The sequence below is a fragment of the Agromyces protaetiae genome (assembly GCF_004135405.1).
In the GTDB taxonomy this organism is placed as follows: Bacteria; Actinomycetota; Actinomycetes; order Actinomycetales; family Microbacteriaceae; genus Agromyces; species Agromyces protaetiae.
The window spans coordinates 215,830-238,748 of record NZ_CP035491.1; the positions used below are offsets into that span (position 1 = coordinate 215,830).

General features: G+C 72.2%; 13 protein-coding genes. All 13 read right to left on the reverse strand.

All coding sequences use genetic code 11. The features are described from left to right. Positions 1-2 precede the first annotated feature (2 nt). On the reverse strand, positions 3-836 hold the full coding sequence (locus tag ET445_RS01030; protein ID WP_129188027.1) for a hypothetical protein: 834 nt from the start codon (positions 834-836) through the stop codon (positions 3-5). Further along, complete coding sequence (locus ET445_RS01035; protein WP_129188029.1) at positions 833-1,678, reverse strand: PP2C family protein-serine/threonine phosphatase; 846 nt, start codon at positions 1,676-1,678, stop codon at positions 833-835. Before ET445_RS01035 ends, ET445_RS01030 begins: the two co-directional genes overlap by 4 nt. Beyond that, positions 1,675-3,138: a DUF5684 domain-containing protein gene (locus tag ET445_RS18220; protein WP_129188031.1), complete on the reverse strand. Its 1,464-nt coding sequence runs from the start codon at positions 3,136-3,138 to the stop codon at positions 1,675-1,677. Before ET445_RS18220 ends, ET445_RS01035 begins: the two co-directional genes overlap by 4 nt. After that, a complete protein-coding gene (locus tag ET445_RS01045; protein WP_129188033.1) occupies positions 3,135-5,693 on the reverse strand; it encodes a transglutaminase-like domain-containing protein in 2,559 nt (852 codons plus the stop codon). The genes ET445_RS18220 and ET445_RS01045 overlap by 4 nt, the downstream gene beginning before the upstream one ends. Further along, positions 5,690-7,063 (reverse strand): DUF58 domain-containing protein, encoded by a 1,374-nt coding sequence (locus tag ET445_RS01050; protein WP_129188035.1) that lies wholly within the window; start codon positions 7,061-7,063, stop codon positions 5,690-5,692. The genes ET445_RS01045 and ET445_RS01050 overlap by 4 nt, the downstream gene beginning before the upstream one ends. Then, positions 7,060-8,025 (reverse strand): AAA family ATPase, encoded by a 966-nt coding sequence (locus ET445_RS01055; RefSeq protein ID WP_129188037.1) that lies wholly within the window; start codon positions 8,023-8,025, stop codon positions 7,060-7,062. The genes ET445_RS01050 and ET445_RS01055 overlap by 4 nt, the downstream gene beginning before the upstream one ends. A 41-nt stretch (positions 8,026-8,066) precedes the next feature. Continuing rightward, complete coding sequence (locus ET445_RS01060) at positions 8,067-14,105, reverse strand: Ig-like domain-containing protein (protein WP_129188039.1); 6,039 nt, start codon at positions 14,103-14,105, stop codon at positions 8,067-8,069. Further along, positions 14,105-15,232: a serine/threonine-protein kinase gene (locus ET445_RS01065; RefSeq protein WP_129188041.1), complete on the reverse strand. Its 1,128-nt coding sequence runs from the start codon at positions 15,230-15,232 to the stop codon at positions 14,105-14,107. The genes ET445_RS01060 and ET445_RS01065 overlap by 1 nt, the downstream gene beginning before the upstream one ends. A gap of 46 nt (positions 15,233-15,278) precedes the next feature. Beyond that, complete coding sequence (locus ET445_RS01070) at positions 15,279-16,454, reverse strand: FHA domain-containing protein (RefSeq protein WP_129188043.1); 1,176 nt, start codon at positions 16,452-16,454, stop codon at positions 15,279-15,281. Further along, a complete protein-coding gene (eccCb, locus tag ET445_RS17715; RefSeq protein WP_341769759.1) occupies positions 16,451-18,370 on the reverse strand; it encodes a type VII secretion protein EccCb in 1,920 nt (639 codons plus the stop codon). The genes ET445_RS01070 and eccCb overlap by 4 nt, the downstream gene beginning before the upstream one ends. Further along, positions 18,367-20,295, reverse strand: a complete 1,929-nt coding sequence (gene eccCa, locus ET445_RS17720; RefSeq protein WP_243695276.1) for a type VII secretion protein EccCa — start codon at positions 20,293-20,295, stop codon at positions 18,367-18,369. The genes eccCb and eccCa overlap by 4 nt, the downstream gene beginning before the upstream one ends. Positions 20,296-20,387: 92 nt before the next feature. Next, positions 20,388-21,536 carry an RDD family protein gene (locus ET445_RS01080; RefSeq protein WP_129188045.1) on the reverse strand — a complete coding sequence of 383 codons (1,149 nt, stop codon included), beginning with the start codon at positions 21,534-21,536 and terminating at the stop codon, positions 20,388-20,390. 7 nt (positions 21,537-21,543) lie between these two features. Further along, positions 21,544-22,902, reverse strand: a complete 1,359-nt coding sequence (locus tag ET445_RS01085; protein WP_129188047.1) for a hypothetical protein — start codon at positions 22,900-22,902, stop codon at positions 21,544-21,546. Positions 22,903-22,919 lie beyond the last annotated feature (17 nt).

Here is a 22,919-nt window from a genome sequence, read left to right on the forward strand (position 1 = left end):
TCTCAGAGCCCCGCGAGGGCCAGCAGGACGAGCGTGACGAGGCCGGCGGCCGACACGACCGTCGTTCCTCCGACGATGACGAGGCGTGCGAGCGCGCCCTGCCGCGACCGTCGCGCGAGGTTCGGCAGCGCGCCCCGAAGGTCGCGCGTCGGCCGGTCGTCGACCGCGATGGCGGGCGGCGGCGTCACGCGCTTCGGCTCGGCGCGAGGAGCGTACCGCTCGGTCGCTCCGGCACCACGACCCGGTACCGCCGCGCGCAGCGTCGCCGGGTCGAGCGGCGCCGGGCTGAGCTCGCGGCGCCCGCCACGACGACGCAGCGCGGTCGGGACGAGCGCCCGGGGCGCGGCCCCTGCGGCCGCAGCCGCGGATGGCGTCGCCGCATCGGACTCCGCCGCGCCCCCGCTCGGTCGGCCTCGGCCCGTGACGACCGTGCGATCCACCTCGTCGGCGTCGGAGTGGGCCGAGACGGCCCCGGCACGACCGACGACGACCGTCCGGTCGGCCTCGTCCTCGTCCGTTGCGGGCGCGCCCTGCGCCGCCTGCGTCGGACGGCCCACGACGACGGTGCGATCCACCTCGTCCTCGCCGACCGCGTCTGCGAACGTCGCGTCTTGCGGACGGCCGACGACGACCGTGCGGTCGACGTCGTCCTCGAGCCCGAGGGCCGCGGGACGGCCCACGATCACCGTGCGGTCGACGTCGGACTCCGGGTCATCCGCCGCCGTCGCGTCGTTCCGCACGACGACGACGGTGCGCTCGACGGCGTCGGCGCGCTCGCGGTCGATCGCATCGAGTTCAGCCGAGTCGTAGCCCGTGAACGTCTGATGCTCGGTCATGAGGTCGCCGCGGCCCGCACCGGGATCGTCGTCCCGTCGAGTTCCGACTCGGACGCGCCGACCGACTCGGAACCGCTCGTGAGATCGTCGAAGTTGATCGAACCGCCACCCGAGACGACATCGACCACGACGACCGTGATGTTGTCGCGTCCGCCGACCGAGTTCGCACGGCCCACGAGCGCTTCCGCCGCCGACTCGGGGCCGCCCGCCATCGTGAGCGTCGCGCGGATCGCCTCGTCGGAGACCTCGCCCGTCAGTCCGTCGGAGCACAGCAGGAGGCGCTCTCCGTTCGTGACCGGAAGCAGCCAGCTGTCGGCAGCGCTGTCAGGTGCGCCGATCGCACGCGTGATGACGTTTCGCTGCGCGAACCCCGCGACGTCGTCACGGCTCAGCGCACCGCCGTCGATGAGTTCCTGCGCGAGCGAGTGGTCGATCGTGATCTGCTGCAGGTCGGTGCCGAGATGCCGATACACGCGCGAATCGCCCACGTTGAACACGAGCCAACTCGGCACGCCGCCGTCGTCGACGAGCGCGACGCCCGTCACGGTGCTGCCGGCGCCGCGCGAGGTCTTCGAGGCGATCACGGCGACCGCCTCGTCAGCGGCGATGAGGGAGTCCCGGACCCCCTCGATCGTCGCGATGTCGCCGACGAGGGCGTGATCGCGGAACGCATCGACGACGGCACGGCTCGCTCGATCGCCGGCCTCATGCCCGCCCATCCCGTCGGCGACGACGAACACCGGGGACTCCGCGAGGTAGGAGTCCTCGTTCACCTCGCGCTTGCGGCCCGTATCGCTCACCGCGCCCACCCGGAGCACGAGCGGACCGTAGACCCCGTTCACGACCGGTTCCGCACTTCGACGTGCATACCGACCCGTCCGAGCACGAACCGCCCGTCGGCCGCGACGGGGGCGCCCGAGTCCACGAGGACCTCTTCTCCCGCGACATCGATGAGCACGCCGTTCGTCGAGCCGAGGTCGGTGATCTGCCAGCGACCGTCGTCGAGCACGAGACGCGCGTGGGTCTTCGAGAGCGTGCGGGTCGTGTCGGGTACCGGAAGCGCCTGCTCGGATGGATCGGCCGAAGCGGGGTTGCGGCCCAGCACCACGCGTGGCGCCGAGAGCTCGAGCGCCGTGCCGTCGTCGAGCACCAGTTGCCAGTCGATCCGCGGACGACGGTCGACGACGATCGTGCGTTCGTAGTCGCCCTCGTCCTCGAGCTCGGGCTCGGGCTCTCCGAGACCGAACCCGGTCTCGGAGATGAGCGTCGCTGCGACCGCGAAGTCCTCGGCCGTCGGGACCTCGGCCACGATCGGGGCGGGTGCCGGGACGGGTGCGGGCGCGGGGACGGGTGCCTGCGCTGCCTGCCGGAAGGGCTCGGGCTCGGTTCGCGGACCTTCCCACGGGTTCGGGGCGGCCGGCGGGACCGCCGCATCGAGGACCGGGATCGGCGCAGGCGCCGGCGGGGCGGCCTGGGGTGCCGCCACGGGCACCGCAGGGGCGGGCGCGAACGGTTCGAATGCCGCAGGAACCGCAGGCGCGACGGGAACCTGCATGGCGGGCGCGGGCGCTTCGGGGACGAGCGCGTCGAACGCAGGCGCAGCGCCGAACGGCCAGTCCAGCGGAGCGGGCGCACCGGCCTCGAAGGCGGCGGGCGCGGCCGGCGCGGGAACCTGTGCGCCCGGAACCTCCGCCCTCGGAGTCTGTGCGAACTGGGGCTGCGCCACCTGAGGCTGCGCTCCCTGGGCCTGCGCGATCGCCGGGTCGCCGAAGGCGACGGCCCCAGGCGCGAACGCCCCGGCCCCGTACGGCGCGGCCCCGTACGGCGCGGCACCGAGCGGACCGGCACCGAGCGGACCGGTCGGCGTCGCGGCGCGCGGCTGGAAGCCCTGCACCGCGCCGAGACGATCGAACTCCAGATCGGGCGCCGTCTTCGAGAAGGCGAGCAGCGTGGCCCAGAGCGGCTGGCACACGACGGCGAACACGGTCCACCACGACTTCGCGCGGAAGAGCGCCCCGACGCGGTGCGCGGCGAGCGCGAAGAGCACGACCGCCGCGACGTTCGCGAGCGGCACGAGGAAGAGGACGGCGAACCAGCGCGACATCCCCGCCAGGCCGAAGACCTCGGAGAGGTTCAGCAGGGGCACCCAGCCGCGCCACGGCTCGACGGAGAGCCTGCGGAACAGCCTCGAGAACGCGAAGCCCATCCAGACGTACGCCCCGGCGATGATCAGCAGGTAGACGAGCACGAGGACGATATAGAGCCATGCGGGCACGACGGACACGGCGGTGGGGTCGGTCACTGGGTGATCTCCTTCGAACGGACGAGGGGAAGTCGGGGTCGGCGGCGCAACCGGGCGAGGAACGACCGCGGGGTGAGCGCGGCGCGAAGCCGCTCGAACGCGCGCTCCTCGCCACGGAGCGCCTCACGCTCCGCGTCGACGAGCTCCCACGCATGCACGGCCGCTTCCGGCTCGGGCGGATACGGGGCGAAGACGGCGTGGTCGACGGAGACGGCGAGCGCGACGGCTGCCGCACGTCCGGTCGAGAGCGCCGCGGTCGCCCTGCTGACACCAGGGTCGAGGTCGACCTCGATGCCGGCGTCGGCATACAGATCGAGCAGTTCCTCCCAGGCGCCGACGATCCCGAGCTCGGGATCCCCCGGATGCCGTCGGCTGCGACGACGGGTCGACTTCGCCGCGAGCATCGCGAGGATCGGCAGGGCGAGGAGCGCGAGCGCCCCGACGCCGAGCACGATCGATCGGACGATCGTCCCGGTGACGGGCGTCGGGCCGACGGGATCGATCACGGGCGGCGGCGCGGAATCCGTCGAGGCGCTCTCGCCCCTCGGCGGCTCGATCGGCTCCGTGCGCGCGTCGTCGGGAACGGTCGGATGCTTCGGCGGCTGCTCTCCTTCGGTGATCCGGGTCGGCAGGAGCTTGGACTGCGGCGTCGTATCGACCGCGACCCACCCGCCGCCGCCCGCGCGCACCTCGACCCATGCGGTCATCGCGGCACCGGTGCAATCGGACTCGCACACCGCGATGCCGGGAACCGGCTCCGCGCCCGGAAGACGCATGCCGAGCACGACGCGGGACTCGAATCCGAGGTCGCGAGCGACGAGCGCCGCCGCGACGGCGAACTGCTCGTCGTCGCCCTCGCCCGCGATGAGCATCGACTCGTCGGCATTCGCGCCGGCGCGTCGCTGCTGGTCGCCGAGTTCGGCGAAGAGCGACTCGATGCGAGCCCGGGAATGACCCGCGTAGCTCGGGAGGAACGAGTAGCCCCCATCGCTCGCGAGGGCTGTGATCCATCGGACCGCGGGCTCGTCGTCGAGCAGCGCATGGCTGAGGTAGCCGCGATCGCGGAGCCGGTCGACGAGATCGAGGTAGCCGGCCCCGGTGCGCGGAACCTCCTGCAGCTCCACCCACGCCGCGAGCGACGGGAACTCCTCGGGGTCGAGACCGCCGTCGGCCCCGGCCGCCGAGGCGAACGCCTCGCGTGCGGCGTCGGCCGAGGCATCCGGAATCCTCGCGACGACGGAGTACCGGTCACCGGGCATGAGGCCGACGGCCCCCGCGGAACCCGCCGCCGAATCGGTCGCCGATCCCTCGGCGACCTCGATCGCCCCGCCGGTCGATGCCGCGTGGAACCCGTCGGCGAGCCGTTCGGCGCGGGCGCCCACGAACACCGGCGACGCAGCGAGCCCCGACGGTGCGGGCACCCAGACGCCCGAGTACCCCTCGCCGATCTCGACCGAGATCTCGGCCGTCCCGGCACCGCGATCGGCCGACCCGGGAAGTCGCGAGTACCGCGTCGCGGGGTCGACGCCGAAGACCTCGCCGTCGAACGTGTCGAGCGTCGCGAACGGGAGCCGATCGAACGACCCCACGTCTCCCGACACCTTCACGACCGTGGTGTCGTACGCGTCACCCGCGAACCACGACCGGTACTTCGCGAGCGGGCTCTGCTGCCGCTGCACGACGATCGACGGCTCGATCTCGTCGCGCAGCGTGCTCCGGTCTCCGAACGAGGCGACCGCGGGCGACGCCGCGACGCCCGCGACGAGTGCCACCACGAGCAGCACGACGGCGAGCGCGTTGCGCCGAAGCGTCATCCACACCGACTCGCCGCTCCGCGTGACCGTGCCGGCGCGGGCCCGCGCGAGCGCGCGAGCGCGCAGCATGCGACTGCGGCCGATGAGCCACCCGGCGGCGAGCGCGAGACTCGCCACGCCGATCACGACCTCGCGTGCGGCGGGCAGCTCGAGTTCTCCGAAACGGATGGGCGCGCTCACCCGGCCCACGCCGAACGCGATGCCGTAGACCGACATCGCGATCGCGGGCGCTGCGGCGACCGGCGCGACGCGTCCGCCGCGCACGATGAGCGAGGCTGCGACCGCGGAGCACACCGTCACGACGACGAGCCAAGGCACGAGCACGGCCTGGTACTCGCCGAGCGGCGGTTCGAGGGTGAGCACCTGCTTCCACCCGAGCACGACCCCGGTGATGCCGTCGCGCAGACCGCGGGCGACTCCGCTCAGCGGCAGGAGCGCGGACGGTACCGCGACCGGGACGACGACGAGCAGGTAGCCGAGCGCGGTGAACGCGGCGGTGACGAGCGCGCCGCCGAGCGCACCGGGCGCGATGCGACGGGCGAGCGCGGCGGAGCCGATGCCGACGGCCGCCCCGACCGCGGCGACGAGCCAGACCCGCCAACTCTCGTGGATGGGCCACGCCGCGAACGCCGCGAGGGCCGCCGCCGCCGCGAGGTAGGCGAGGCCCCACCAGACGAGCCCCGCCTCTTCGGAGCCGGTTCGAACGGCACGCCCACGGCGGGCCGGGTCGATGCGTGTCACGAGAGCACCCCTCTCGCGAGCATCCGAGTCAGGTCGCCGAGCACGCCGATCGTGAGCACGGTGAGTTCGCGCGTCGAGCGCAGCGACGGCTCGGCGCCGAGTTCGCAGCGCACCGCCACCGCGGCGACGCCCGGCGGCAGCGCGACCGCGGCCTGCCGAAGCCGCTGCAACGGAAGCTTCGAGCCGGTCACGAGGAACACCACGGAGAGCTGATCGAAAGTCTGCGCGGCGAGCGATGCGGCCGTCTCGAGCCGCGTGACCCGCTCGTCGGACTCGACGCCCGACATGGAATCGAGGAGCACGCGCGGCGTGAGCGACGGAAGCGTCCGCAACGACTCGACCCGCTCGCTGCCGCTGAACTCGGGTAGAGTACCGCCGACGCCGACGTAGACGTCGCGCCCTTCGCGCACGCCCTGCACGCCGAGCGACGCCGCAGCGCTCACGGCCGTCTCGAACTCGTCGTCGTGCTCGAACTCGGCGCGATCGACGTCGAGGAGGACGGCGATGCGCGCGTGGCGCGACTCCTCGTACTGGCGGACCATCATCTTCCCGGTCCGAGCCGTGGCCTTCCAGTGGACGTGGCGCTGCGAGTCGCCGCGGAGATACTCGCGCACACCGTGGAACGACAGGTCGTCGACGACGAGCGTGCCCGTCGGGGCGCCTTCGAGGTCGCGCACGAGCCCGGCGCTCGTCGGCGGGATCGCGACCGTCACCGGGTGCACGTGGATGCGGCGCACCTCGGGCCAGCGCTGCTCTCGACGCAGGATGCCGATGGGGTCGCCGCGCGAGATCGTCATGGGGCCGATGTCGATGACCCCGCGGCGCTCAGCTCCGATCGCGAGCTGCTGCCCGTGCTGCGCGCCTGGCCTGAGGAGGGGCACATGCACTTCGACGAGTCCGGCGCCCACGGGGATGTCGACGACGCCCGGGAGCGCGGTGCGTCGACCCGAGTTCGCGAGATCGAGCCGTGCGCCGACCTCGGTGCCCGCGACGACCCGGTCGCGGTCGATCGCGAGCCCGAGCGCGTAGTCGTGGGTCCCGAGCAGGAAGGGCACGCACACGACGAGCAGCGCGACGGCGACCGCGGCGGCCGCCCACGCCTCCATCCACCCGAACGAGAGGCCCGCGACGACGCCGACGACGGCCACGCACACGAGCAGGGTGCCCGCCGACGAGACCGTCTCCCGGTACCAGCGGACAGCGGCGCGAAGCGCGAGGCGGGTGCGCAGCAGAGACATCCGGATGCCTCGAACGAACCCCGCGACCGGACCGCGGCGCATGCCGGAGACACGCGTGACGGTGCCGCCGCGGGTACGGGTCCCGGTGCCGGCGGCGGTGCGCGTGAGCCGCGATTCGGTGTGGAAGGTCACTGGGTGCCGTTCTCCCGCGGCGCTGCGACGTCGAGCAGGATCTGGTTGATCACGGCGACGGCCGTGACGCCGTCGAACTCGGCCTCGGGCTCGAGGACGAGGCGGTGGCTGAGCGCGGGCACCGCGAGCACGCGCACGTCGTCGGGCGTCGCGAAGCTGCGTCCGTGGGCGGCGGCCCACGTCATGACGAGGCGCGACAGGGCGATCGCGCCGCGGACGCTGACGCCGAGGCGCACCTCGGTCGCACGGCGCGTCGCGTCGACGATCCGCATGATGTAGTCGGAGATGAGCGGGTTCACGTACACGGCGCGCGACAGGTCGGTGAGGGCGATGATCGTGTCGGTGTCCGCGACCGCGGCGAGGTCGCGGCGAGGCTGGGAGACGCCCTGGAGGATGCGGAGCGTCGAGGCGTCGTCGGGGTAGCCGACCGAGGTTTTGATCATGAAGCGGTCGAGCTGGGCCTCGGGCAGGCGGTAGGTGCCGCCCTGCTCGATGGGGTTCTGCGTCGCGATGACGAGGAACGGGTCGCCGACCGCGCGGGTGACGCCGTCGACGGTCACCTGACCCTCCTCCATGACCTCGAGGAGAGCGGACTGCGTCTTCGGGCTCGCACGGTTGATCTCGTCGGCGAGCACGATGTTCGAGAACACGGGACCCGCGTGGAACTCGAACTCGCCGCGCTTCTGGTCGAACACCGTGACGCCGGTGACATCGCCCGGGAGCAGGTCGGGCGTGAACTGGATACGCGAGTTCGTGCCCGCGAAGGTCTGTGCGATCGATCGCGCGAGCGCCGTCTTTCCCGTGCCGGGGTAGTCCTCGAGCAGCACATGGCCACCCGAGATCGCGGTCGCGAGCACGAGTTCGACGATGTGGCGCTTGCCGAGGATGGCCTGCTCGATGTTGTCGGCGAGGAGGCCGAACGTCTCGGCGAACCAGTTGGTCTGGACTTGTGCGATCGGCATAGGGGGTCCTCTCGGGCGGATGTCTCGGGGCGAGGAGCGGATCAGGGGGTGGTGGGCGGTGGCACGACGGTGCCCGGATCCTCCGGATCCGGGTCCTCGGGATCGGGCTCGTCGGGCGGCTCGACGAAGCAGATGTCGACGTCGTGCGTGATCGGCTGCAGTGAGGCGTACGCGCTCGACGCGCTCCACGAGACGGTGAAGTGCGCCTTCAGCGTCGCGAGATCGCTCGTCACCTCGATGACCGCAGACTGACGCGCGGCCCTCGACACCGTGACCGAGTCCTTCGTCGGCGTGAGCACGCAGCCTTCGGGGAACGCGACCGAGACGATGGTCGGAGCGGTCGCGGCGGTCACCGTCACCGTCGCCGTGCAGTCCTCGGCTTCACTGTCGCACCCACGGAAGTACAGGGCTCCTGGCGCGTTGTCGTAGCCGAGGGTGAACTGCTCGAGCGGCCGCCAGTTCCAGCCGTCGGTGCTGAACTCACGCGTCTCGAAGTCCGCCGGGAGATCGGTGGGGACCGTGATGCCGCCCTGCTGGTCGTACGTGTAGACGGCGCCGCGCTTGACGGGTGCGACGTTGACGCTGTACGTCGAAGGTTCCTTGAGCACGAGCTGACCGCCCGCGACGAGCAGCCGGACGGTGTTCGACGTCGCGACGCCGTAGCCGTTGCTCGCGCAGACCTTGACGTCGAACCGCTTGCGCTCGAGGCCCGTGATCGTCGTCGTGTCGCTCACCTTGCCGCCGTCGACGGTCATCCCGCCGCCCGACGACCCGACGCTGCACCGCGGTTCGGAGGTGCCCTTCTTCCAGGCGACGTACTTCACCTCGGTGGCGGCCGCGCTGCTGTTCACGTCGACGACGCCCCCGCTCACGACGACCGTCGAATCCGACGACGCGGTGACGGTGATCGCTCCCACCCGCGGCGCGCCGGCCGCTTGCACCGGCACGATCTTCGACGAGCCGTCGATCGAACCTGCCAGCGGCGGCTTGAACTTGCTCTCGGGCACGATCGTCAGGTTCTGCGAGCCGGGGCTCAGATCGACCGTGAAGGTCGTCTCGCCGCCGCCGCTGCTCTCGGAGCGACCGAGCTCGAGCACTCTGACGCTCTGCGTGTCGCCCGAGGTCTTGACCGTCAGCTCGACGACGGCATTGCGGTCGGTCGTGCGACCGGGGAGGTAGATCGGCTTCGCGGCGGCGGAGACGACCTCGGGTGCCCGATACGCCCACGACGTCACCGCGCTCGTCTCGAGGGACTCGCCGATCGAGTTCACCGCACGGGCGGTGAACTGCGACTTGGCGCCGTTCTCGAGACCGCCCACGACGCAGCGGTACACGCCGCTCAGCGCGAGGGAGCAGGCGGCGTCGGCGGGGCGCCCGTCTCGCGCGATCACGACGCCCGTGACGGCAGGATGCGCCTTCGAGGCTTCACCGAGCGAAACCTCGAGCGTCACGCTGTCGCCGGTGTACCCGAAGGTGGAGATGCTCGCGGGGCGCTGCGGGTAGCCCTGCACGTCGATCGTGACCGTGCCGCCGCCCGTGCGTCCTTGAGCGTCCTTGACGGTGTACGGCACGACGCACGTGCCGCCGAAGGCCTCTTGCCCGCCGGCGAAGCGCGCGGTGATCGCGCGCTCTCCGGCGGCCGACACGGATGCCACGTCGCAGCGCACTCCGCCGCCGCCCGCGCCGACCGACACGAGCTTGAGCCCGGAGCCCGTCTTGCCCGCGAAGGGGTCGTACTCACCCGACAGCCCGACGACGGAGATCGTGCAGTCGCCCGCCGTCACCTTGCACTCGCTCGTGAACACGGCGCCGCGCGGCGCGTCGGGTGCGGCGACGCCGACGACGAGCGTGATCGTCGCGGTGATCCCGCCGAACGAGGAGACCGAGACCGCAGCGGTCTCACGCGTGCCCGGGACGGCGTCGGCGCGCGCCTCGAACGACACGTGATCGCCGTTCTGGGTCATGAGGAACGACGAGCCGCCGTAGGAGACGCGATAGTCGAGCTTGGACCGGTCGCCGACCCGGCCGCCCTCCCACGTCGTCATGTCGTCGTAGAGCGCGACCTGCTCGGCCGTACCGGGTGCGATCGTGCGGGAGATCGCGGTGAACTGCGCCTGCGGATCCTTCGGCTCGACGGCGATCGGCACCGCGATCGACGACCAGCGGTCCTGGCCCTGGAGACGCACGGGCACGAGGCACGTGTCGGTCCAGGGCGCTTCGCGGCCGGCCTGGTACTCGCCCTTGCCAGCGCCTGCGGTCTTGCACGACGAGTTCTGGCGCTGGACCGTGTAGGGGCCGTCGCCGACCTGGATGCGGTCGTCAGGCGAAAGGTCGAGGAGTTCGCGCACGTCGAACGTCTTCGACTTCTCTTCGCCGACCGAGACCGGCTCGGCATCGCCGCTGAGCTGGATGGGAAGGTCGTCGAAGGCGGGGATGCGCAGGATGCCGTACGCCGAGACGGAGTCGTCCGCGGTGTGGACCCGGAACGGGACGACCTCTCCCTGCGACGGGAGCTTGCCCGAGACGCGCCATCCGTCGACGCGGTAGCGGGACGCAGCGGCGCCCCACAATTCGAGCTTGAGCGACCCGAGATCGCCGGTCACCCACTCGACGCGGCCCGTGACGACGTCGAGCCCGGTCGACTGGAAGTCGCTGCGATTGCGAGCGGTGACGACGGTGTCGGAGACGGTGGGATGGTCCACGCCGACCTCTTCGGCGACGCTCACCACGATGAGGCCTTGCGCCGTCGACGACGTCGCAAGGGAGCGAGCGGTGTACACGTAGGAGTTCGTGCCGGTCACGTCGCCGGCTCGGAGCAGCACCCTGCCGTCGGCGAGAGAGGTGTCGGGATCGATGAGCGCGTCCAGCCGCTCGAACTCGGGTGTGCCGACGGGTGCGTTGGGCACGACGGAGACGAGTTCGAGGGCGGCGAGCGCCGGGTCGCGGTCGTTCGCGAGCGGAGCGATGGTGAGGGGGGTCGCCGCGCCGCGAGTCACGCGCACGTAGTCGCTGAACGTGACCGGGGCCGCGTCGGAGAGTTCCGCGTTCAGCACGCCTATGCGGACGAGTGCGCTCGCGCTCTCGCCTTCGGCGTCGCGCACCGAGTACTCGAATGCGACCTGTCCGCCGGGCACGCCCTGTGCCGGAGCGCGGTAGAGCACGGTGTCGCCCTCGGCGCCGATCGATGCCGTCCCGGAGCCGACCTGCGGCTGGGCGACGGCGGTGAGGACCACACGGTCGCCGTCGGGATCGACGCCGTGCACCGGGACGGGGATCTCGATCGTCTGTCCGCTCAGCACTCGGGCGGACAACGCGGACGGCTTGGGCGGGCGGTTCGCACCCGCCGGAAGCACCGTCACCGTGACGATCGCATGGTCGGTGCGCGACGGGTCGCTCTCGAGTGCGACTCCGTAGGTGACCCGGTAGACGCCGGGAGTCTTCGGTGCGAGGTAGCGCACGGTGTCGCCGGTCGCGAAGACGAGCTCCCCGTCGGTGCCGGATCCGACGATCTCCTGACCGACGACGAGCCGCGCGCCGCGCGGGCTCACGTCGTTGGCGAGGACCGGAATGTCGGTGAGCGAACCGGCGCGTGCCGTGGCCGTGTCGGGGAGCGCGATCGGCGATTCGTCGCCCGCATCGCCGGACAGGAAGACGTCGACGGCGCCGACGACCGAAGCTCCGTTGCCGTCGGTGATGGCGACCCTCACCCGGCCGATGAGCGCACGGGCGTCGCCGGGTGCGCGCCCGCCCGCGATCGCGATGCGGAGTTGTGAGGCGCCGACGATGCCGACGTTGAGATCGCCGCTGGAGCTCGTCGCCTCGCTGAGCAGGAGCACGCGCCCGGTGGGGTTCTGCACCGCGTGCAGCACGTCGAGAGTCGTGTCCTCGCCGGGGCGGACGAAGGCCGTGAGCGGAGCGACCGCGAGCGGAGCGGCCCGGTCGACGACCGTGAGGCGGATCGTCGCCGATTTCTCGGCCTGCGAGAGTGTGTCGACGACGGTGTAGGTGACCGCGTACTCGCCCGGTTCGGGCGCCGACAACTCGACCTCCCCGGCGGCGGCGTTCGGGGTGACGGTGAGGCCCGAGGCGCCCGCGACGGGGTCGATCGCGTCGGCGAGGCGGTACGCGCCCGACCCTCCGGACACATGCTCGGCGACGTCCACGACGACCGTCTCGCCGGCGCCCGCGGTGACCGCGACTCCGGCGGCGGCGATCGCCGACGAGGAGGAGATGACGACCTCGAACGTCTTCTCCGCGGTCGCGCCGTGCGCGTCGATCACCGTCACGACGACCGGGATGCGCGCGTCGTCGGCGTTCGGGTCGGAGTGGCGGACGGCGATGCGGCCGTCGGCACGGGGCACGACGGACACCGGGGCGCCGGGCTCGGCGGCGTGCGCGTCGGACAGGACGAACGAGTCGCCGTCGGGATCGACCCACGCGTCGAGCACCGAGACGATCGCGGTGCCGCCGGGCAGCACCGTCGGGGTCGGCCACACCTGGAGGCACTCCTCGACCCCGCACCAGACGGGTGCCGAGTTCTCGCCGTCGGGCACGACGGTGAGGGTGACGGTCGCCGGTTCGGATCGGCCCTTCCCGTCGGTCACCGCGTACTGGAAGGTCGCGCTGCCCGCGCCCGCTGCGACGCGCACCGCGAGCGCCTGGCTGTTCGTGACGATCGAGACGTCGCCGAACCCGGGGTCGCTGAGCGCGGTCACGGATCCCCCGGCGACGGTGAGCACGTCGGAGCGGTTGGGGTCGTGGTCGTTGAGGAGCACGGGCAACGTCACGAGTTGTCCGGCGCGGACGCCGAACGAGTCGGCGACCGCCGTCGGCGGCTTCTGCTCGGCGACGTCGTCGACGACGATGGTGCCGTCCGCCTGGTCGTCATCGTCATCGACGGTCCACTGGGCGAACGGCACGAGCCGCGCGTCGGGCGCCGTCCACACGAGGCCCGTCGCGGTCTCGTTCAGCACCGCGCGGGCGCCGTTCGTGCGGAACACGGGCGAGATGGCATCGGTCTGCGAGAACGCGTCGGCGGGCGGTGCGAGGGCGACTTCGCCGCCGCTCCTCGACCACATCACCCCGTCGGCCTCGCCCAGCCAGGCCGCGAAGGCGTCGCCGCCGACGATCACGGGGGTCGCGGGCACGCCGTCGGCCGTCACGATGCGCTCTGCGCGCGCCGAGTCGAGGTCGATCTCGACGAGCCCGGCGCTGTCGGCGACGAGTGCGCCGTCCCCGACGAGGCTCGACTCCTGGATCACGGCGTCGGCCGAGACATCCACCTTCGAGGGCGCGTCGCGCCCTTCGATCCAGACCCGGTCGGCGCCCGGCTCGACGAGGACCCAACGGTGGCCGACGATCGCCAGTTCGACGCGAGCGGATGTCTCGGGTGCGTCGGCCAGCTCGACCGGTTCGCCGACGAACTCGCCCGTCGTGGCGTCGTAGCGACGGACCGCGCCCTCGACCGCCGAGTACACGACGACGTGCCCCTCGGCGTCGACCGCCGCTCCGGTCGCCGCGTACGCTTTCTCGGCCTCTTCGCCGGTCTCGGACGCCTCGGCGGTGTACGGGTCGACGACCGTCGCCGACCCGTCGCGAATCGTCCCGACCGACACCCGACCGGAGTCGCTGCGGTACACGAGATAGTCGCCGGCGCTCGCGATGTCGCGCGTGCCCTCGGGGGTCGGTTCGGCGCCCGGCGCCTCCGCATCCGCCTGGGCCGGACCTGCCGCGCCGTCGGGCGCGGCCTCGATGAGATCGACGGGGTCCGACGGGTCGATCGTCCACCGCTCGCGGAGTCCGCCGCTGAAGACGACCGTCTCCGAGCCCGCCTGGGCGACGCCGCTCGGCTCGTCGACCGTGCGGACGGTGTCGAGCTCGGCGAGGTCGGTGTTCACTCGCGCGTACCGGCCGTCGTCGCGGGTCACCCACACCGACGGCTCGAGTCGCGGCACCTCTTGCGACTGGTACCCCGTGCTCGCGATCGCGAAGCCGGCGACCGTGCCGACGACCGCGATCGCAGCGACCGCGGCCGTGATGGTGCCGCGGCGCGGAAGGCGCCGTTCGGTGGTTCGGGCCATCAGAAGAGCCCGAGGAGGTTTGCGGCGACGAGGCCGCCGACGACGATCACGACGCCGACGCCGGCGCCGATGAGCGCGGCGCCGAGCCGCCCGGATCGGTCGCGCGGCGCGGCGACGGGCAGACCGTCGCGATCTTCGCCGATGACGAGCTTGGCTGCGCGTTCTGCGCGACGCGAGTTCGGGGCGACGGTCGTGATGACCGGCCCGCGCACGGAGGCGTCGGCGAAGCGGATGGGCGCGGCGCCCGCCCACTCGGGAGCGGCGACCTCGAACGCCGTCACCGGAAGGCCGAGTCGGTACTGCGCGTCGCGGAGGCGGTCGGCGAACGCCGCCATCGACGGGTAGCGCCCGGCGGGGTCGCGCGTGAGCGCTCCCGCGAGCACCTGATCGACGACCTGTGGGATGCCGGGCGTCGGCACGGGAGCGTAGTGGGCCTTCATGATGCGCCGCGTGAGCTGGTCGCTCGTGTTCTTCGAACGGTCGGCGAGTTCGAACGGGCTCCGCCCGGCGAGCAGCGTGTAGAGCGCCGCCCCGAGGCTCCAGACCTCGCTCGCGACCGAGCCGGCCGTCTCTTCGCGGAGCACCTCGGGCGCACTCCACGGCACCGACATCGCGAAGACGTCGGGCTCGCCGCTCGTGTGCAGTGCGCCCGCGATCCCGAAGTCGGCGAGCACGGGCGCGCCGTACCCGTTGAGGAGGATGTTCGAGGGCTTGATATCGCGGTGCAGGAGGCCGGCGCGGTGGGCGGTCTCGAGCGCCGCCGCCATGCGCACGCCGACATCGAGCATTTCGGGCACCGAGACGGGCTCGCGCTTGTAGCGGGCGGCCATCGTGTCGGGGCAGAACTCCATCGCGAGGTACGGGCGCCCGTCGGAGGAGATCGAGGCCTGATAGATCGTCACGATCGCCGGGTGGGTCGACAATCGCGCCATGACGTCGGCCTCGGCGTTGAACCCGCGACGCACCTCGGGATCGATCGCGTCGGCGCGCAGCACCTTGACCGCGGCGACCCGCCTCGGCATGTCTTGTTCGTAGAGGAACACGTCGGCGAAGCCGCCCGCGCCGAGCGGGCGGACGTACGTGAACCCTGCGATGACCGGCGGCGTCGCCGTACGACGTCTCCCCACGTTCGAGTCCTTTCGTGTCAGCCCGGGCTGACGACCCGACGTGCTACTACGCGGGAGCCGACTCGGATACGCCGATGGTCACGAGGTACGACTCGCCGAGGTCGAGTATAGTCCCGGCTTCGAGCGCAACCTGAGCGTTGTGGATGAGCAGGTACGGCGCCCGACCAGGGGGTCTGATGACCGTGCCGTTCGTCGATCCGAGGTCGACCGCGCTGATGCCCTCGAGGTCGGCGACGATCTCGACGTGGCGGCCGGAGATCTCCCGACGCGGTGACGACGTGACGATCTGCACGGCGCCGTCGCCGAGCGATCCGCTCGGCCGGCGTCCGAAGACGACGGGCGGCGCGACCTCGAGTCCGTCGGGCAGGCGGAGCACCCAGTTCGCGTGGGCGGATGCCACGGATGCCTCGGATGCCTCCCGCTGAAGTCGCTGGTCGAGACCCGTCGAAGTGCCGCCAGCGGCACGCGGGGACGCAGGGGCGTGACCGGAGACCCCACCCATCGCCTCCGCGATGACCGACGGCGAGAGCACGGGGACCGGCTCGACCACGTGCTCCGGATCGAACTCGGGCTGCGCAACCGGCTCCGCGACGAACGGAAGCGTCTTCGCCGCGGCGTCCGCCTTGTAGGCCGCGATCGCGGCCGCGTCGAGCGGAATCTGGATCGGGCGCGTCGCAAGATCGAGCACCTGCCGCGGCGCATCCTTTCGGACCTTCGCCATGGCGATCTCGGCCGCGCGCACGACGCCCCGCTGGACGGGAAGCCGATCGCCCATGCCGGGCACGGAACCGATCGTGAGCCGCAGCCCCTCGATGCCCGCCGCTTCGCCGACGACCCACGCTCCGCCGCCCGGCCCCGAGAACCGCGACGACGCGACCCCGTCCATCACGACGTCGACGGCCCCGCGCACACCCACGTGAACGCTCCGCGTCTCGGCATCGACGACCTCGACGATGCCGCAGTCGGGCGGGCCGCCCTCGAGCGCGAGCAGGTCGAGCACGTCGGCGAGTTCCGCTTCGTCGTTCTCGAGCATCGCGTACAGCTCCCCCGCGAACTCGGCGCCCGTCTCGTGCCCGAACAGCGTGACGAACCTGCCGGTCACGATCGCGAAGCCGGGCTGGATACCCTCGGCGGCGGCCACATACTCGAACACGGATCGACTGTAGCGGACGGGCTCCCCGGGTCGCTCCGCCTCTCCTCGACCGCCGACGGTGGCGCTCATCCGAACTCCTTCTGCGCCCACGCGAGCTGCGCCGTGAACAGACCGCGCGAGCGGCTGACGATCTGGGCCCGGCCGGGAACGGCGGGGATGGGTTTGACTCGTCCGATGAGCTGGCCCTCCTCAGGATTTCCGCTCAGCAGGATCCCGGTGACGCCGAGGTCCGTGAACCGCTGGATGATGGGGTCGTACGCCGCGCGGCTCGCGCCGCCGGTCCGACGGGTGAGCACGACGTGCAGACCGAGGTCGCCCGCCTGCGCGAGAAGCGGCGCGAGCGCCGCGAGCGGGTTGCCCTGCGACGTCGCCACGAGGTCGTAGTCGTCGACGAGCACGAACCCCTCGGCGCCCGTCCACCACGACCTCGTGCGCAGTTGCTCGGCCGTGACATCCGGCCCGGGGATCCGGCTCTGGAAGAAGGCTGCCAGCTCCGCGACACCGCTCATCGCCTGGTCGTGCCCGGTGAGGTACGCGCCGAGATACTCCGGCGGGATCTCGCCGAGGTTCGCCCGCCGGTAGTCGACGACGAAGATCTTCGCTTCCTTCGGGCCGTAGTGCCGCATGATCTCCTGCGCGTACGCGCGGAGCATCGAGGACTTGCCCGACTCGCTGTCCCCGTAGAGATAGAGGTGCGGCTCCTCCGTCGGGTCGAGGAGCACGGGCGCGATGTCCGCCTCGTCGACGCCGAGGACGAACTCGCGAAGGTCGGGCGCGACGGCCGCACGGATCTGGTCGAGGCCGATCAGCTCGGGCAGCAGGCGCAGCTTCGGCGCGGCCGGACCCTGCCAAGCCGCGGCGGCCCGTACGACGAGGTCGCTCACGCCGTCGGCGAGGCTCGACGAGTCGCCGACGCCGTCGACACGCGGCAGCGCCGTGAGCATCTGCAGACCGCGCGGATCCAGACCGCGACCGGCGAGCGTCGTCACGTTGGCGGCGGACTTGCGGTTGATCTCGGAGTCGGACGGGTCGCCGAGCCGGAGTTCGAGGCGCGTGCCGATGAGGTCCTTCATGGCGGCCCGGATCTCCATCCAACGGGCGGCCGTGATGACGACGTGGACGCCGAACGTCAGACCTCTGGCGGCGATCGCCTGGACGACGCCCTCGAGCTGCTCGAACTCGGCACGGAGCGTCGCCCAGCCGTCGACGACGAGGAACACGTCGCCGTAGCCGTCGTCGACCAGGCCGGCGGCGCGGCGCTGGCGGTAGGTCTCGATCGAGTCGATGCCGTTGTCGCGGAAGAACCGCTCGCGAGCGTCGAGGATGCTCTGCACCTCGGCGACGGCGCGGCGCACCACTTCGGGCTCCGACCGGGACGCGACGCCCGCGAGGTGCGGGAAGCCCGCAAGTCCGACGAACGTGCCGCCGCCGAAGTCGAGCACATACCACTGCGTCTCGAGTGGCGTGCGCGTCATGGAGAGCGAGGTCATGAGGGTGCGAGCGAGCGTGCTCTTGCCCGAGAGCGGGGCGCCGACGATCGCGACGTGGCCGCCCGATCCTGCGAGGGAGACCACGAGCGGCTCGCGCCGCTGCTCGAGCGGGACGTCGACGATGCCGAGGGGCACCGTGAGGTTGCCTGCGGCGCGCCACGACGGCGAGACGAGACCGAGCCCGGGGTCCGCGACGAGGTCGCCGAACATCTGGTCGAGCGACGGCGGGGTCTCGAGCGGCGGGAGCCACACGCGGTGCGCGACGGGACCTCGGCCCGACATCCGCTCGACGGCGATCTCGAACGTGCTCCGCTGTTCTTCGGCCTCGCCCGAGACGACCGGTTCGAGCTCGGCGGCGGGCGTCTCGGAGACCTCGACACGGGCGGCGGTGAAGAGTTCGACGGTCGCCGCACGCGCTCCCTCGGCACCGCGCGTCGTCGAGGCCCGACGACGCGGCGGCGGGCCCGACACGTACGCGGCGCGGAACTGCGTCATCGTCTCGGTATCGCTCTTGAGGAACCCGACACCGGGCTGCTGCGGAAGCGTATAGGCGTCGGGAACGCCGAGCACGCTGCGCGACTCCGCCGCCGAGAAGGTGCGCAGACCGACGCGGTACGAGAGATACGTGTCGAGCCCGCGGAGCTTGCCCTCCTCGAGGCGCTGCGACGCGAGCAGGAGGTGCACCTGCAGCGAACGGCCGACGCGGCCGATGTTGATGAAGCTCTCGATGAACTCGGGCTTCGCCGCGAGCAGCTCGGAGAACTCGTCGGCGACGATGAGGAGCGCCGGAAGGGGGCGAGGTCGGTGCGTCCGCCACGGCGCGCCTTCTCGTAGTCGGATACGTTCGCGAAGTTGCCCGAGGCTCGCAGGAGCTCCTGTCGGCGAACGACCTCCCCCTGAAGTGCGTCTTGGAAGCGATCGACGAGCGTGAGCTCTTCGCCGAGGTTCGTGATGACCGCCGACACGTGCGGCATCCCCGCCATGCCGGCGAACGTCGCGCCGCCCTTGAAGTCGACGAGCACGAAGTTGAGCTGTTCGGGCGAGTGCGTGAGGGCGAGCCCGAGCACGAGGGTGCGGAGCACCTCCGACTTGCCCGAACCGGTCGCGCCGATCATCACGCCGTGCGGGCCCATGCCCTGCTGTGCCGATTCCTTGAGGTCGAGCACGATGGGCGCGCCCTGCGTGTCCTGACCGATCGGGATGCGCAGCCGGTCCCGCTCGAGACGGGGACGCCACGCGATGTCGAAGTCGAGGTCGCGCACGTCGGCCAGGCCGAGGAGTTCGACGAGTTCCAGCTGCTTCGTCGAACGCGGGCCCGCCTCGGAGACGGTCGAGATGGAGGCGAGGGGCGTGAGCCGGCGAGCGGTCGCCTCGGCCTCGACGACGCTCACCGAGTCGGGCGTGATCGCACGCGGCGCGGTATGCATCGTGATGACCTCGGCGCCCCCGGTGCCGAACGCGATGCGGAGGGTGTTCGGGTCGTCGAGATCGGCCCATCGCGCCGGCAGGTCGAGGACGGTGACGCCGTTCGTCCCGTCGGGGCCGACGAGCAGACTGCCGGAATCGATCCGCCCGCCGTCGACGACCACGAGGACGTGCGGCCGCAGCGGCGCCGACGAGTCGCGCACGAAGCGCGGGCGCTCGCGCGCCTCCGAGGTGAGGAGCTTCTCGAGCTCCGAGAGGTCGGTTCCGATCATGCGCACCGGGCCGAGTGCATCGGATGCCACGCGCGAGTGCGTGTGCGGCAGCCACTTCGCCCACTCCCAGAACGGGAGCGCCTCACGGCTCGCGACGACGACGACCTGGAGCGCCTCGGGATCGTGCATGGTCGCGGCGTGCAGGAGGACGGCGCGCGCGAGCCCGCGCACCTCGTCTTCGTCCCCCGTGAGCTCGAACCGCGCGTAGTCGCGCAGACCGACGCCGAAGGGCAGGTTCGACTGCGACTCGTGCGTGAGCATGAAGCGGTGCGCCGCGGACGCCGCGACGGGGTCGAGTTGCGCCAGCGGCGGAAGCTCCGGGGCATCGAGCGACACGCAGAGCGACTGGTCGGCGACGCCGATCCTGACGGCGAGGAAGTCGTCGTCACCGGCGGACCGCTCCCACACGCGGGTGCCTTCCTCGGCGATGAACGGCAGCGCCTCGGGCGCCGGGAGTCGCCAGTTCGCCGAGCGACGCTGCTGCCGGGCCGCGACGCGGACGGTCTTGCGGAGCTCGGTGAGGTAGGCGAGGTACTCGCGCCTCGCGCCGAGCACTTGCGCTTGACGTTGAGACCGCTGCCGCCAGCCGTTGACCGCGACGAAGCCGAGCGACGACAACAGGAACATGCCGCCGGTCAGGAACCCCGTCGGGCCCTGGTTCGTCATCGCGACCATCACGATCGCTCCGACGCTGCCGAGCATCGGGACGAGCGTCTGCAGCATGCCGCCGCCTTCGCTCGGGGTCAGTTCGGGCGGCGCCTGGACGGTGATCCGCCCGGAAGGGACGCGAGGGGGTGCGAGGCGAGGTCCGCTCATCAGTGGTGCTCTCCGGCGGGGTCGGCGCCCATGAGGACGCTGATCGTGAAGGTTCGGTTGCCGAGTCGGACGCGATCGCCGTCGTCGAGGAGGTGTCGGACACCCGGTGCGAGCTGCGTGCGGACGCCGTCCTCCGAAAGCACTTCGGACCCGTTGGTCGATCCTCCGTCGGTGATCCAGGTGCGGCCGCGCGAGTGCTCGAGACGGGCGTGGGTCTTCGACACCGTCGACTCGTGGTCTTCGACCGAGACGATCCGGTCGCCGGGCTCGGTCGCGGCGGGCGCGCGCCCGAGGTTCGCTGCGACGGGGATCGGCAGACGCACGCGCTGTCCCGTGTCGAAGACGAGCAGGAGCGCGCCGCCCTCGTCGAGCCCGTGGTCGGCCCGGGGTGTGGGCGCGGCGGCACGGACGGGCACACCGGCGGGAGCTTGCGTCGGCACGCCGTAGGGCTGCCCCTGCGGAACGGGAACGGGAACGGGGACGGGAACGGGATACTGCTGCGCCACCGGTGCGGGAGCGCCGTAGTGCTGCGCCACCGGCGCGGGGGCGCCGTACGGCCTCGCCGCGAGCGGCACCGCGGGGATCGCAGCGGGCGGGCGAACAGCGGCAGGGGCCGTACGGCTCCGTCGGGCGGGAACGGCCACGACGACCGTCTGCGCCGCGCGATCGGCCCAGCTGCGGCGGAGGCCCGAGGCATCCCAGGCGCTCGACGCGACGACGACCCAAGCGCCGACGACGGCCCAGAGGCCGCCGAGCGCCGTGATGAACCCGCGGGCGAACGCACGCCCGGCACCGGGCGAGTACGGCCGATCGTCGCGCGAGGTGCGGAGGCCGAGCAACGCATTGCCGACGGTGAGCCCGGTGCGGGCTTCGAGGACCCATCCGGCGAGCACGACCTGAATCGCGGCGACCGCGGTGTAGACGATGCTCGAAGTCGGGAGATACACGGCCAGGGCGACGAACGCGACGACGAGCGCATCGACGGTGAACGCGAGGATCCTGCGCCCGGCACCCGCGGGCGTGCCGGCGAACGACGGATCGAGCTGCCGCCGCTGATGTCCGTTCGGGGCGGCCGGCACCGGCGGCCGGCCGTACTGGGGGGTGTTCGTTTGCGGGTACGCGCCGCGGCTGACGCCGTACTCGCTCATCCGGCCATCATCCCACGCAGGAGGGCGATGACATTCGCCGCGAGGAGTCCGGCCGGGAGCGCGAGCGCGACCGCGACCCACTCGGTCGCGTCGGCGATCCGCGACCAGACGAGCGACCCCGTGCCCTTCGCGACGGGCGCGACCGTGAGGGCGGCGACGAACGCCGAGGCGAGCAGGACCGCTCCGGCGACTGCACCGCCGACAGCCCCGATGCGACCCGCGAACTCGATCGCACCGAAGGCGATGACGACGAGCGCCGCGCCACGAGGGACCCACCGCAGCAGGCGGCCGGTGGTGTGGCGGGGGTGAGCAGCAGCGCGACGGCCGTGCATGCGACGAGGGCGACGCCGCCCCACGAGACGACCGGGTCGGGGTCGGTGATCGCACCGGCGGCGATCGGCAGCGCGACGACGACGACGAGCGAGAGGAGCACCGTGCCGGCCAGGAGCCGGGCGTTCGAGGCGGTGACGACGCGCTCGGCGTCGACGGACTTGATGGACGCCGGCGACGACGGCACTGCGCCGCGGACGGTCCATCGGTTGCTCATGAAGTGGCGGTAGTCGATGAAGTACCCGTCGGGAACGTTCACGAGCGTGCTCGGCAACGCGCGGAGCGCGAGCGGCACGGCGCCGACGGAGATCGCCGCGGCGGCGACGACCGGCATGCGGAGCAGCAGCGTCGCGCCCCAGATCACGACGAGCCCGAGCAGCACGGTCGCGACGGTGCCCCAGCCTGCCCGCTGCGCGGGGACGCGGTCTGCGACCGCGAGGAAGAGCGCGAGGGCGGATGTCGCGAGCAGCCCCGCGACCGCCTGCAGGTGCCCTGCGGCATCGATCGAGAACGGGATCGCGAGCGCGCCTGCCGCACCCGCCGCGGCGAGCGGCCCGACCATCGCGACCGCGGGGGCGGCGCCGTGCCGGCCCGAGCCGATCGACCAGACGACCGCGACGACGACGGCGGAGACCCCGAGGATCGCCGCGATGAGCCCGCGCACGAACCAGGTCGGCTGGATGGCTCCGACGAGCGCGTAGACCGGGAGGGGAATCGCCGCGAGCGCCCACCATCCGGCTCCGTACGCGACTCTCCGCGAGGCGGCAGCGGCCGCACGTGCGCGCCGCGCCGCGAGCGGACCCGACGGAGCATGGACGACCGCGTACACGCCGCCGTCTTCGAGCACGTCGCCTTCGACATCGAGATCGACGGCGTAACCGCCTCGGTCGATGATGAGGTCGCGAGCGGGGTCGACCGAGATGCCGCTACGACGGACGGCGTCGGCGAGGAGTTCATCGACCGGGATGGCGAGGTCGACCGCACCGCGGTCTCCGAGGAGCGTGATCCGCCGTCGCTCGGGCGCGACCGTCGTCATCGGGCGACGGATCGCGC